Raw genomic sequence first — 14109 nt, forward strand, 5'->3', positions numbered from 1 at the left:
TGGGAAGTTTAACGGGTAAATTTTCAAAGGGAATCCTGGGCGATTTCATTTTTAAAGCAGCAGTTTGGAGTACAGGTTGTTTCAAAAGTTCTGTACTGGGCATAAGGAAACAATCAATGGGAAACCGAAAGGCATCAGAGAACTTTCGTAAAAGTAGCAAGCCTGGAAAAATCAGGATCTTTCCTCCCCCTGAGAATTCCGCTGAAGCGCTGGCCGATCTCTGATCAAAAAAGTAATCAGGAGCGTTTAATAAGGATAAATTGAACTATAAAATCAGGAAGTAATTAGCTTGGTAAAGAAGCGTAACCAGCTGCTTTGAACTCGAAAAATATCAAACCAAAACTTGAAATTTAATCCCTGATCCACAAATTGATGACTTGATACCAAATTTGGCATTGATCCAATTTATCAGACTAGCTGCAAATAAATTACAAATAAAAACCCCTTAAAATAAAAATGGTGACAGATAATTAAATCTATCACCATTATTGTGCGGATGAAGGGACTCGAACCCCCACGCCGTGAAGCGCCAGATCCTAAGTCTGGTGCGGCTACCAATTACGCCACATCCGCAGTTAGGAATTGTTTTTGTTTGGACTGCAAAGATAGAGATAGTTATCAATTATCAAAAACCTTTTGCATTTATTTCACCTGTAAACAGCTAACACATTCATTTTAAGCGAATTTATTTTAATTCTTTTTGCAACTGAAATAAATATTGAACCGCTTTGACTAATCTGCTACCATACCAGGAGAACATTTCTCCGTCTACTAACATTACTTTAGCACCTGGAATAGCCATTTTCAATTCTTCAATATGCTTTTCCCGGAAAGGATATGGCTCTGAAGAGAGTAAAACCAGTTCCGGCTTTAATGCAGCCAGCTCCTGAAGCTCAATTTCAGGGTAACGATCTGCTTTAATTACGTTAGTCAGTCCGTTTTTAACCAAAACATCATTAATAAAAGTATTTCTTCCAGCCAGCATATACGGCCCCTTCCAGATCAGGTAAGCGACTTTTTTATCTATCCCCTGCTGTAAAGCTAAAGTTTGCAGATCTGTAAACCCCGCGTTGATCAGATAATTTAAGTAAGCTGCTTCAGGTTGCCTGTCTACCAGTTCTGCAATCTGCGTAATGGTTTTCATGGCGTCTTCCAACGTAAAAATATCGCTCATCCATACCGGAAACTCTTTCCGCAGCAATTCTATATCTTCTTGCGTATTTTCTTCCTTGTTGCCAATTATTAAATCAGGCTTCAGACTTCTGATCAACTCAATATTAAGTTTCTTCGTCCCTCCTACTTTAGTCTTAGCTTTAAACTGCTGCGCAGGATAAATGCAAAACCTGGTCAGCCCGACGACTTCTTCATTCAGGCCCAATTCAAACAATAATTCGGTTTGGGAAGGCACAATAGAAATGATCCGTTTTGGAGGATAATTAATCGTAATAGTCTGATCAAGCTGATCGGTAAACTGACGTAACATGGAACAAAGATACTTTTTTATACCACCACCTGAAGATCCTCACTGATTACTCCATCAAGCAAATGTAAAATACGTGTACCATAGCCAGCATTGATTTCAGAGTGCGTTACCTGGATAATAGTAATATTTTCTTCTTCATTCAGTTTTTTGAAAAGATCCATGATTTGCAAAGCCTGTGCCGACTGCAAATTTCCAGTTGGCTCATCTGCCAGGATAAGCAATGGTTGCGCCGCTAAAGCCCTTGCAATACCCACCAACTGCTGCTGACCGCCGGATAACTGATTAGGAAAAAGATCTTTTTTAGCTACCATATTAAAACGATCAAGCATTTCTGCTACACGACTTTTACGCTCTGCGCTACCTACCTTTTTATAAAGTAAGGGCGCTTCAATATTCTCGGCAACAGTCATCTCATCTATCAAATGATAAGCCTGGAAAACAAACCCGATATGATTTCTGTAAAGCTCAATCCTTTTGCGCTCATTCAGGGAAACTACATTTTCGCCCATAAACTCATAACTTCCATAAGTAGGTTCTTCCAGCATTCCCAATATATTCAGTAAAGTAGATTTTCCTGCACCAGAAGGCCCCATAATCGAGACAAATTCACCTTGTTGAATGGTTGTGCTCACATGTCTGAGGATATAGCTTTTCAGTCCTTTGTTTGCGTAGTATTTTTCTATATTCTGTAATTGTATCATGTTTTGATAAATATAAGGTTTAATCAGTTAATTCAATTTGTTTATTCGTCTTTCAATGCAGCTACCGGGCTCATCCTGGCAGCGCTGAAAGAACGGAAACTCACCGTTAGTAAGGTAATGCCCATCGAGGTAAACATCGCAATTGCAAAAGGCCATATATCCAGTTCAATCCGGTAAGCATAACCAGCCAGCCAACTGCTGATAAAGAGATAAGCAATTGGCCATGCGACTAAATTCGACAAAAATACCAGTAGTAAAAATGAACCATTCAGCAACTTAACCAGTTCAAAATTTGTAGCACCTAAAACTTTTCTGATCGCCACTTCACGCGTACGCTGCGAGGCTACAAAAGATATCAGGCCAAATAAACCGATAAATGAAATGAAGATAATCAACACTGAAAAATTTTGAAACAAGACACTCATTACTTTCTCCGTTTGATAGTATCTGTTTAAGTCGTCACTAACAAACCCGGTTTCGTAAACCTCTTGCGGAAAAGTAATATCCCATAAACGTTCCACTTGTTTCATGGACTCCAGCAAATTTTTCCGTTCCATTTTAATAGCCAGATTTGTGTACAGACTTTTGTCGGAAGAAAGTGCAAGCGGAGAAATTTCCTGATGCAAAGACTTATCATTAAAATCCTTCACCACCCCTGTTATTCTGGCCTCATGGTTATCAATACGGATTAATTTACCAAGCGCAAGTTGCGGGCTTGCAATATTCATCTTCTTCAGAAAGGTTTCATTCACAACATATGAATTAACTGTATCACTTTTTGATAAGATCTTTCCGTCAATCATCTTCAGATTAAAAGTTTCAAAATAAGCCTGGTCAGCATGTAATACCCGCACTTCGAAATCTTTAACCAGAATTCCGTTAATGGAAAATTTACTTTCATTCACCATAGTTGAAGAAGGAGCCATGTCGCAAAGGCTAACCTGGCTGACACCAGGTATCATTAATATCCGTTCTCTGAGTTGATTTTGTTTTAGCTGGTTCTGACGACTATCATTTGGTAAACGAATCATGGCAACCGTATCGGGATTAAAACCTAATGGCTTTTGCCGCATATAGCTCATTTGCTTTAAAACCACCAGTGTAGAAATAATCAGCACAACCGTAATTGTAAACTGGATAACAACCAGAATTCTGCGCAGTCCTAACCCGCCAGCCTGATTAGAAGCTGTTTTGTTCTTAATAGCTAATGCAGGACTAAATCCCGACATAACCATTGCAGGATAGAAACCAGCAAGCAAACCTACTGTAAAAACCAGCCCAGCCAGAAAAACAAAGATTACCGGGTGTTCAAACAGACTGAAAGAAATAGGTACATCAAAAAGATGCTGTAAATAAGGAATTGTAATTTCTGTCAACACGCAAGCAATCAATAAAGCGATGATACTGAGCGTTAGTGTTTCTGCTAAAAACTGGAACATAAGCTGTTTGCGTCCGCCACCCATTACTTTACGGATACCAACTTCTTTTGACCGGCTTACGGCTTGTGCAGTCGATATATTAATAAAGTTAATGCAAGCAGTGAGTAATAGAAAAACACCAATAATCACCAGACCATAAATTTCCTTCTTTTCCATCGTCTTATAGGCAAAATTCCCATAAAGCACATTGTGATGTATGTCTTTCAATGGTTGGAATGAATGATACTGCTGTCCTTGTTTGTCTGTTTTATTATAGTGTTTATGATTGAACGCAGCTAAGGAAGCATCTAAATCATGGATTCCAACTCCTTTTTTCAGTAGAAAATAGCATTCAGAATAAGAAACTACATATCCCCAGTTATTATCATTTTTATCCGGAAAGGTCGCATAGCTTAAAACCACATGAAGTGGCAAACTTGTATTTTCAGAAAGCGCTTTGAATACACCTGTTACCTTTAAATCTGTTTTATTGTTCAACCGGATGGATTTCCCTGCAGCCTTACGCCAATCTCCAAAATATTGAATTGCTTTATCATCAGATAACACTACCGTGTTCGGCTGGCTTAATGCTTGTTGAGGATTGCCTGCAAGCCAGGTGAAATTAAAGATTTCAAAAAATGCAGGTTGTGCATAAAACATGCGGGATGTCTCTTTAAAACCAGGTTTACCTGAAAGACCATTCATGCTGATCATCCCATAATAACTCTGGATCGCCGCAGCTTTCTCTACCTGTGGGAAATCCTGCGGTATGGCATTCACCAGCGGAATAGGCACACCTTGCGAGGCATTGGTTCCAGCAGCCATTCTCCAGTTAGTGACTACCCTGTAAATACGATCGCTGTATTTAAACTGGCTATCAAAACTAAGCTGATACCGGATAAAAATAAAAATCAGGATACAGCACACCATTCCCAATGTAAGGCCGGCAATATTTATCAAAGTATAGGTCTTATACTTCCACAAGTTGCGTAAGGCAATTTTGAAGTTGAGCTTAATCATATTCCTTTAATTATTCATCTTTTAATGCATTTATCGGGTTTGTTCTTGCCACACTGAAAGAGCGAAAGCTCACCGTTAGCAAGGTTGCCACCATTGAAATAGAGGTGACAATTAAAAAGGGCCAGCTATTTAATTCAATCCTGTAAGCATAACCAGACAACCATTTATCTATCAAAAGATATGCAATTGGCCAGGCAATCAGGTTAGCCAAAAGTACCAGCATCATAAAAGAAAAATTCAGCATATTAATCAGCTCTAATGTACTTGCGCCTAAAACCTTTCGTATCGCCATCTCTTTTGTTCTTTGTGTAGCCACAAAAGAAATCAATCCGAACAGACCAATAAAAGATATAAATACGATGACAAATGCAAATGCCTTAAACAGCGTCCCCATTACCCGCTCACTCTCATAATATTTATTGATTTTTTCTTCCATAAAAGTGGTCCCATACACCTGATCCGGATAAATAGAATTCCATATAGATTCAATGTTTTTCATCGTTGCAGGAATATTTTGCGAATTCACTTTGACAGCAATCACAGTAGCTTTCCTGGGATCTTTATGGAACAAAATCGGCGAAATTGCTTCTCTTAAATTTGTATTGTTAAAATCTTTCACAACGCCAACGATTGAGATCTGATCTGAACTTCCGCCCAAAGTAACTTTTTGTCCGATCGCATCTTCTGGACGCACTATATTTAATTTTTTCAGGAAAGTCTCATTCACAATGTACTCCTTCAAACTATCATTTTGGGAAAAGCTCTTTCCTGCAATCACCTTTAAGCCAAATGCTTTAAAATAATCAGCATCTGCATATTTACTCCCCACATGAAAACCTGGTTTCTTTCCATTATAAGAAAAATTAATATCGTCAACATCCATTGAGGAAGGGCCGTTGCTGCATAAACTTGCAAAACGCACACCAGTCACATTCAATATTCTTGTTTTCAACAGACCATACTTTAGCCTGCTGAGACTATCCCCAGGTATATCTACCATAGCAATTGCCGAAGGATTAAATCCCAATGGCTTTTCACGCATATACGTCATCTGTTTGATGATGATAAACGTTCCTGTCATCAGGACAATAGTGAGTGTAAACTGCATCACCACCAACACCTTGCGTAAAACGACGCCCCCTGAATTACTTAAGTTAACTTTATTCTTGATAGCCAGGATAGGATTAAAACCTGACATCACCATCGCCGGATAAAAACCAGCGACCAGGCTAACCAGCAGTACAAGCCCTATCATGAACACAAAAATTACCGGATGATCCAAAATACTAAAAGAGATATTTTCTCTGAACAATGCGATCATAGCAGGTAAAGCGGCCTCTGTCAATACGCATGCAATCAATAAAGATAAAATGGTAATTGTCAATGTTTCCGTCAGAAATTGCACCATCAGCTGCTTTCGTCTGCCCCCCATCACTTTACGCACCCCTATCTCTTTAGATCGGCTTATTGCTTGTGCAGTGGACAGGTTAATAAAATTGATACAAGCAGTAAGGAGTAAAAATACACCAATAGCAATTAAGCCTTTCAACTGACTTTTCTCTATTATTTTCCTGGAAAAGTTGCCATAGTTTGCATCTTTATGCAGCTCAGCCAGCGGTTGAAAAAAATGATCTTCTTTACCATTTGATTCTTTATCTGTATAATATTTTTTAAGAAAGGCATTTTTAGTCCCTTCAAGATCAGCAATATCTACCCCTTTTTTCAACAAAACATAAACTTCCGAACTTGAAGATACCGTATACCACGCTTTCATATCTTTATTTTCATATCCTGCATAGGCTATTGCGATATTGATAGGATTACTGCTGTTTTCAGGAATATCTGCAAATACACCAGTTACCTTCAGGATCTTGTCCCGATATTGAAAAGTCTGGCCCACTGCTTTATGCCAATCACCAAAAAATATTGAAGCCATTTTCTGAGAAAGCGCAACAGTATTTGGTTGTAGCAAAGCTTGCTGTGGGTTTCCTTCCAGCCAGGGATAATCAAATATTTTAAAAAAACCAGGCTCAATATAAAACACATCTTCTGCTATTTTCAACCTTAAATTACCTGATTGATCTTTTATTTTTATAATTCCGCCACTGCGCTGTAATGCAGCAACTTCATCCAGCATCCCAAAATCATTCCGCATGGCCGCAGCCAAAGGCCTTGGAACACCACTTTGAAATTCCTCCTTATCTGCAGACTTCCAATAAGAAACTACTCTGTAAATCCTGTCTTTATTGACGAATTGCTGATCAAAACTCAATTGATATCTGATAAAGATAAAAATGAGGATACAGCTGGCCATACCTATAGATAAGCCTGCAATATTGATAAAGGTATATCCTTTATTTTTCCAGAGATTTCTTAATGCAATTTTGAGATTGAGTCTAAACATCCTGCGTTATTTATTCGTATTTAAGTGCGTCTACCGGATTAGTTTTTGCTGTTTTATAAGAGCGGAAACTTACCGTTACCAGTGTAATCATCAAGGAGATAAACATCGCCGCTGCAAATGGCCAGATACTAAGTTCTATACGATAAGCATAACCGGATAACCATTTCTGGATAAAAATATAAGCTACCGGCCATGCGATCAGGTTGGCTATTAAAATCAGGAAGACAAAAGTCATATTCAGCATACTGACTAATTCAAAGACAGTTGCCCCCAAAACTTTACGAATAGCCATTTCTTTGGTTCTTTGTGTTGCAACGAAAGAGATCAGGCCAAATAAACCAATGAAAGAAATAAAGATGATCACCAGCGCAAATACGTTGAAGAGTGTACCCATTACTTGCTCACTTTCATAATATTTATTGATTTTATCATCCATAAAATCAGAAGAATAGACATGATCCGGATAATATTCATACCAGATTTTCTCTACATTTCTCATCACATCCGGAATTTGATTTACGTTCATTTTCACCGCCATAATCTCGAAACGATCATTGCGGGTACCCATAATTATCGGAGAAATTGAAGCTCTCAGATTCAGATTATTAAAGTCTTTCACTACCCCAACGACAGGAATACTTAGCCCTCCAAACAGAATTTTCTTTCCAATTGCATCCTGAGGATGGATAACATTTAATTTCCTCAATAAAGTTTCATTCACCACAAATTCATGGATGGTGTCGCTTTTACGCTGACTCAGGTATCTTCCCGCCACAAGCTGCAAACCAAATGTCTTCAAATAATCTTCATCTACAATTTTGGTGTTAGCTTGAAAATCAGCCTCTTTTGTTCCATCGAAAGCAAATGCGTTGTTTGTATTATCATCAGCACTAGGGCCATTATTGCACAAACTAACAGCTAATACACCTGGTTCGCCTTTAACCCTGTTCTTTAAAATCTCAAATTTCTGTCTGCTTACACTGTCAGTAGGAATGGTAACTAAAGCTACTGCTGAAGAATTAAATCCAAGAGGCTTTTCTCTCATAAATTTCATTTGCATCAGGATGACCAATGTACCAGTGACCAATACAATTGTGATGGCAAATTGAACAACAACAAGCACCTTGCGTAGCAATCCACCACCATGACCAATATTCACTTTGTTTTTAATAGCCAGCGCCGGACTAAATCCAGACATGACCATTGCAGGATAAAAGCCGGATAAAAAACCTGCAAACAACACCATACAGGTAATAAATACAAAAATGACCGGGCGCTCCAGCAGGTTAAAAGTTATTTTTTCATTAAACAAGGCAGACATGCCTGGCAGAGCAATTTCCGTAATTGCACAGGCCAATAACAACGCGACGAAGGTCAGCAGCATTGTTTCGGTTAAAAACTGGATCATGAGCTGTTTTTTACCACTTCCCATTACCTTGCGTACACCAACTTCTTTAGACCTCCCAACCGCTTGTGCAGTAGCCAGGTTTATAAAGTTGATGCATGCGGTAATTAGCAGCAACACACCAATCGCTGTAAGGCCAAACAGTTCACTTTTACTGGTTATTTTACCAGAAAAGTTACTGAAACGTTCATCTATATGGATTTCATCAAGCGGCTGGAAAAGATGATCCGGTTTAGCAATTGTCTTTTCGACATAGTATTTTTTTAGGAATAAAGCTTTTGGACGCTCTAAGTCAGCAATTGTTACACCTGGTTTAAGTAAAACATAACACTCTGAACTTGAAGATATTGAACCCCATTTTTTTTGATTTCTATTTTCAAAGCTTACATAAGAAATTGCAATCTTGATCACGTTACTATTATTTTCTGGCATATCAGCAAATACACCTGTGACTCTTAGATCTTTATTATTCTGATAATTGATAGTTTGACCAACGGCCTGATGCCAGTCACCAAAAAAACGTTCAGCAGTCTCTTTTGAAAGTGCCACAGTATTTGGCTCTTTTAAAGCCTGCTCCGGATTTCCCTGCAACCACTCGTAATCAAATATTCTGAAAAAATCAGGCGCTACATAAAATGCTTTATCCTGAATTTTAATTTTCACATTTCCTTTGGAATCTTTGACTTTAATCATTCCCCAGCTTCCCTCCAAAGCAGCGACCTGTTCCAACATTCCAAAATCATTACGCATAGCAGGAGCTAAAGGCAAGGGAACTCCACGATCAAATTCTTCACCACCTGCATAATACGCGTGGCTCACTACTCTATAGATTCTATCTTTATTTTTATATCGCTGATCAAAGCTTAATTGATAACTTATAAATAAAAAGATCAGAATACAGCCAGCCATACCAATAGATAAGCCAGCTATATTAATCAAAGTATAACTCTTGTTTTTCCAAAGGTTCCTGAAGGCAATTTTAAGATTGAGTCTGAACATGATCGTATCGATTATTCGTATTTTAAAGCCTGAACTGGATTTGTTTTTGCGGCCCTGTAAGTTTGAAGACTTACGGTAACCAGTGCAATCCCTAAAGTGCCTGCGGCTACCAGTACAATAACCATCCAGTTGATGGTTGTATGAATTTCAAAATTCCTCAGCCAGCCATTCATGATATAATTCGCAATAGGAACACCGATTACAATAGCGATCAGCACCATTTTAAGAAAATTTAAAGAAAGTAATTGCATTAGATGTACCACTGAAGCACCTAATACCTTTCTAACCCCAATCTCTTTTGTCCTTTGTTCCGCACTGAAGGCAGCGAGTCCAAATAAACCAAGACAGGAGATAAAAATAGCCAGCCCGCCAAAAAGATTAGACAATATACCTAACACCCTTTGTGCATTCAATTTACCTGCATATAATCGATCTACATAATTAACCTGAACAGGATATGCTGGATTTATCTCTTTAGTAATCTTCTCAATAAGTGCCAGATTAGCCACAGGAGTGTTTGCCGGATTTAACCGCATAATAACCGTTCCTCCCCAGCCCTGATAAAATCCAATGACCATAGGCCGGTCAATTTGAGCAGGTGAACCCCAGATGAAATCATCAAATACACCCACGATAGTCCGCTTCTCTCCATGATAAACAACAATCTGCCCCACAGGATTAATCAAATTCATCCGTTTCACTGCTGAGCGGCTTACCATGACAGCTGCACTATCAGATGCAAAATGCGGCGAGAACTCTCTTCCTTCCAGCAATTTCACACCTGTAGTTTTAATAAAATTATAAGTTGTGGCGATTTGGTTAAAAGTGAACAGCTCATCAGCATGAGTAGATCCAGGCCATTGCATTCCGGTAAAATTTGAACCATCTATGGTCATACTGGTTGAAGATTGTGCCAGTGCTGTGATCGCTCCGGATTGCAACAATTTAGCTTTCAATACCTCAAATTTGTTAACCAAATTACCATCCTGCTGCATTTCTACCAGCTCATTGACTTTGTAACCTACCGGCCTGTTTTTAATATATTGTATCTGCTGATAGATCACTGTTGTTGCAATAATCAATATCACAGCAAAACTGAATTGTCCGATTACTAATAACTGCCGGAGACTAATGAATTGTCCCTGGCTTTTACCTCCTTTTTTCCGGAGGATTTGCACTGGACTAAAGGAAGACAAATAGAACGCAGGATAACTTCCGGCAATCAAACCGGTTAGCAAAACTACCGAAATCAAGCCAGCCCATATCTCCGTATTTGAATAACTGATCCCCAATTCAATACCTAATAAATTATTAAATAAAGGTAATGCCAGCTCAATAATGACAATAGCCATAATTGCACTACAAAGGGTCAACACCAATGATTCCATCAGAAACTGGCTGATCAGGCTTCGCCTTGTTGCACCAATAGTTTTTTTAATTCCGACTTCTTTGGCTCTGCGTTCAGATTTTGCAGTAGCCATATTCATAAAATTAACACAGGCTATCAGCAGGATCCCTATACCCAGTCCCATAAATAAACGTACCTGTTCAATTTTCCCTCCCACACATTTTCCATTGACAAAGCTACCATTGAGATGAAGTTTACTTAACGGATAAACGAATACAGAGGCCCTGGCATCAGGACGGTTTTTCTCCATAAGCCCCTTGATCTGTTTATTAAACTGTTCAACATCAGTTGATGGATCAAGCCTGACTACTGTTGACCAGTTGAAATTAGTCCACATTGGCTGTTTCACCCAATTAAGTTGGGCTTCATAAAGTGACCAGGGCATCAGAAAGTCAAAATATACAGAAGTATTACCAGGCATATCTTTAACCACACCCGTAATTTTAAGGTTAAGTTTATCCTCAAAACGAACTGTTTTATTGAGTACATCTGTTGTACCGAACAATAACCTGGCAGTAGTTTCGGTTACGATTACGTTATCAGGTTCATCCAGGGCGGTTTTCTGATCACCAGAAATAAAAGTATAGTCAAATACATTCAGTATATCTGCATCCGCAAAGCGGCCACTTTTTTTAAAACTTTTCGTTCCATTAGCAATTAATTTCGGTTCTCCCCCTTCGTAACGGCTCATGGCTTTCACAGCAGGATAATTTTCCTTCAACGCTGGTCCTATCATATTTCCCGTTAGATCTCCTGTTGATTCTATCTTTCTATGAATGTCCAGAAAATTCGTCATCAATTTATAAACATGCCCGGCATCCTTTCCCTGATTATCATAACTCATTTCGTAAGAAACGTACAGCATCAGCAACAAACAGGAAGCAAGGCCAATGGCTAATCCGCTGATGTTGATTAATGAGGAGGTTTTATTTCTCCAGAGATTCCTTAAGGTTATTTTCAAATTGAGTTTAAACATAGTCGGTGGTTCAGGTTTACACTGGCGGTTCTCGTTACAGGTTGACGCTTTTTAAATGAAAACGTTGCTTAAATAAGCTCTTCAGACCTTGCTTTATTTAGTTTTTCTGAAATTACATGTCCATCTTTCAGGTTAATAATCCGGTTAGAGAAGCTAGCGTCATGCGAAGAGTGGGTCACCATCACAATGGTAGTCCCTTGTTCATTCAGTTCGCAAAGCAGTTCCATAACCTCATTACCATGAGAACTGTCCAGGTTACCCGTAGGCTCATCTGCCAGTACCAATTTTGGTTTAGTAACTAAAGCTCTTGCTACGGCAACACGCTGCTGCTGACCTCCGGATAACTGCTGAGGAAAATGACCACTGCGGTTCACAATATTCATTCTTTCGATCATCTCATTCACCAGGCGTTTACGCTCAGGAGCAGCAACTTTATTATAAATCAGGGGTAACTCTATATTTTCAAATACAGTGAGTTCATCAATCAGGTTGAAGTTCTGGAATACAAAACCCATATTTCTTTTGCGAAAATTGGAGCGTTCTTTATCATTCATAGTCAGCAGTTCTGTTTCCAGAAATTTATAACTGCCGCTTTCAGGTTTATCCAGAAGCCCCATTACATTCAGTAAAGTAGATTTTCCACAACCTGAGGGGCCCATAATAGAGACAAACTCTCCTGATTTGACGTGCATATTGATTCCATTCAAGGCGGTCGTTTCTACTTCTTCCGTTTTGTATACTTTTTCCAGGTTCTCAATTTTTATCATGATATGATGATTTATATTTTTATGTCTTTTTATGAATTGACGTTTTAATTATTTGATTACGCTATTGTTATCTGATTACTTACTGACCTCTACAATATCATATTGATTGAATTGATCATAAGAGGAAGTAATGACTTCTTCATTTTTCTGCAACCCTTCCATGATCTCATAGTACAAGTAATTTTTACGGCCTATTTTTACGTTTCTTTTTTGGGCTTTCCCATCCTTCAGCACAAATACCCATGATCCTCCGGTACTTTGAAAGAACTGTCCCTGTGCCAATAGCAGAGATTTACTGTTATCAGAAAGCGTAAGTTTTACTTGTAAAGATAATCCTCTTCTTAACTCATCTGGTGATTTCCCTTCAAAAACTAATTCCACCTGGAACTGTCCGGCTGTGACTTCAGGAATTACCTTTCTGACTGTAAGACGATAAGTTTTCCCATTAAATTCACAATTAGCAGATTGCCCTTCTTTTACCCGGTTAATATAATATTCGTCCACACCGGCCTGCAACTTATAACCCTGCATCACATCAATCTTTCCAAGCATCTCATTAGCGGTATAAGATTTACCAATCACCGGATCATAAGAAGACAACCTTCCGGAAACAGGTGCTTTAATAGTCATATTCTCTATATTTTTGCGGATAGTTTCCAAGCTCTCATTCATTCTGGTTACAGAAACATCAATTTGCTGCAACTGCATTGTCCTGCTCTGGTTTTCCTGCTTAACTGCCTGTTTTAAAATCGCTTTTCTACCCTTATTATATTCATAATCCTGGCTCGAAGTATTAAACTCTTCCCTGGTAATTACTTTATTCAAAAACAGTGCACTATCAATTTTATATTTCCGGCCAGCGGTTCTCAGTGTATTCTCGATCACCATCATATCCTGAGCCATTACCCTTTGATTTTGTTCCAGATCCAGACGCACTTTACGCAATTGATTGATCTGTTCTATAATGCTGGTTTCGCTAGAAGTATAGTTAGAAAGTGCATTTGGATTAGCAATTCTTAACAGCGGAGTGCCTTTGACCACACTAGCCCCATTCTCTGTGAAAATTTCGGCCACTGTTCCACCTTCCGGAGAGCTCACGATTACTGAAGTTAAGGGTACAACACTAGCATTCAGTAAAACTACATCCTCAAAATCACCATATTTAACTTTACTGATAGTCAGTTTATCTGCATCAGCTTTATAAACTTTATTCAATGATAATTTATATCCATAGGCCACCAATCCGGCTAACAAAAGCCCCCCCGTAAGCATTAATATCTTTTTGGTACTGAATCTCTTTTTTTCGATGATCTTATCCATGATAACTATTGTAATATTCGATGATCTTATCCATGATAACTATTGTAATATCTATCTGGCCTTAAGCTAAGGATATGCCAAAGCAAAAAAAAACATTTAACAATCTAAATACCAAACACTTAACACATTTAAACAGAAATATACCGTTCATTATCGGACACCTGTTGTACAGCAACGGACAATTCCACTATTTTTGTTCAGCAGCTAG

General features: G+C 38.5%; 9 protein-coding genes and 1 tRNA gene. 1 reads left to right on the top strand and 9 read right to left on the bottom strand.

Going from position 1 to position 14109, the window contains the following annotated elements; all coding sequences use genetic code 11:
- Positions 1-224, top strand: a 224-nt coding sequence (locus ABIB30_RS15015; protein WP_354303346.1) for a hypothetical protein, incomplete at its 5' end; no start/stop codon positions are given.
- Between the two features lie 267 nt (positions 225-491).
- Here ABIB30_RS15015 and ABIB30_RS15020 read toward each other — a convergent pair.
- The 9 genes from ABIB30_RS15020 to ABIB30_RS15060 form a co-directional block, all read right to left on the bottom strand.
- A tRNA-Leu gene (locus ABIB30_RS15020) sits at positions 492-573 on the bottom strand.
- A gap of 112 nt (positions 574-685) precedes the next feature.
- Entirely contained in the window at positions 686-1483 is a 798-nt protein-coding gene (locus ABIB30_RS15025) for an ABC transporter substrate-binding protein (protein ID WP_354303348.1), read from the bottom strand.
- Between the two features lie 17 nt (positions 1484-1500).
- On the bottom strand, positions 1501-2184 hold the full coding sequence (locus ABIB30_RS15030) for an ABC transporter ATP-binding protein (RefSeq protein WP_354303350.1): 684 nt from the start codon (positions 2182-2184) through the stop codon (positions 1501-1503).
- A 41-nt stretch (positions 2185-2225) separates the two neighbouring features.
- A complete protein-coding gene (locus ABIB30_RS15035) occupies positions 2226-4622 on the bottom strand; it encodes an ABC transporter permease (protein WP_354303352.1) in 2397 nt (798 codons plus the stop codon).
- A 10-nt stretch (positions 4623-4632) separates the two neighbouring features.
- Positions 4633-7026, bottom strand: a complete 2394-nt coding sequence (locus ABIB30_RS15040; RefSeq protein ID WP_354303355.1) for an ABC transporter permease — start codon at positions 7024-7026, stop codon at positions 4633-4635.
- Positions 7027-7036: 10 nt separating this feature from the next.
- Positions 7037-9430 (bottom strand): ABC transporter permease, encoded by a 2394-nt coding sequence (locus ABIB30_RS15045; RefSeq protein WP_354303357.1) that lies wholly within the window; start codon positions 9428-9430, stop codon positions 7037-7039.
- An 11-nt stretch (positions 9431-9441) separates the two neighbouring features.
- On the bottom strand, positions 9442-11814 hold the full coding sequence (locus ABIB30_RS15050; RefSeq protein WP_354303359.1) for an ABC transporter permease: 2373 nt from the start codon (positions 11812-11814) through the stop codon (positions 9442-9444).
- A 68-nt stretch (positions 11815-11882) separates the two neighbouring features.
- Positions 11883-12581 carry an ABC transporter ATP-binding protein gene (locus ABIB30_RS15055; protein ID WP_354303361.1) on the bottom strand — a complete coding sequence of 233 codons (699 nt, stop codon included), beginning with the start codon at positions 12579-12581 and terminating at the stop codon, positions 11883-11885.
- Positions 12582-12656: 75 nt separating this feature from the next.
- Complete coding sequence (locus tag ABIB30_RS15060; RefSeq protein ID WP_354303363.1) at positions 12657-13901, bottom strand: efflux RND transporter periplasmic adaptor subunit; 1245 nt, start codon at positions 13899-13901, stop codon at positions 12657-12659.
- Positions 13902-14109 lie beyond the last annotated feature (208 nt).

Source organism: Pedobacter sp. UYP1, assembly GCF_040547305.1.
Lineage (GTDB): Bacteria > Bacteroidota > Bacteroidia > Sphingobacteriales > Sphingobacteriaceae > Pedobacter.

Bases quoted from the DNA above. Each gene is read 5' to 3' on its own strand.
- ABIB30_RS15025 (WP_354303348.1), bottom strand. From the start codon at position 1,483: ATGTTACGTCAGTTTACCGATCAGCTTGATCAGACTATTACGATTAAT.
- ABIB30_RS15030 (WP_354303350.1), bottom strand. From the start codon at position 2,184: ATGATACAATTACAGAATATAGAAAAATACTACGCAAACAAAGGACTG.
- ABIB30_RS15035 (WP_354303352.1), bottom strand. From the start codon at position 4,622: ATGATTAAGCTCAACTTCAAAATTGCCTTACGCAACTTGTGGAAGTAT.
- ABIB30_RS15040 (WP_354303355.1), bottom strand. From the start codon at position 7,026: ATGTTTAGACTCAATCTCAAAATTGCATTAAGAAATCTCTGGAAAAAT.
- ABIB30_RS15045 (WP_354303357.1), bottom strand. From the start codon at position 9,430: ATGTTCAGACTCAATCTTAAAATTGCCTTCAGGAACCTTTGGAAAAAC.
- ABIB30_RS15050 (WP_354303359.1), bottom strand. From the start codon at position 11,814: ATGTTTAAACTCAATTTGAAAATAACCTTAAGGAATCTCTGGAGAAAT.
- ABIB30_RS15055 (WP_354303361.1), bottom strand. From the start codon at position 12,581: ATGATAAAAATTGAGAACCTGGAAAAAGTATACAAAACGGAAGAAGTA.
- ABIB30_RS15060 (WP_354303363.1), bottom strand. From the start codon at position 13,901: ATGGATAAGATCATCGAAAAAAAGAGATTCAGTACCAAAAAGATATTA.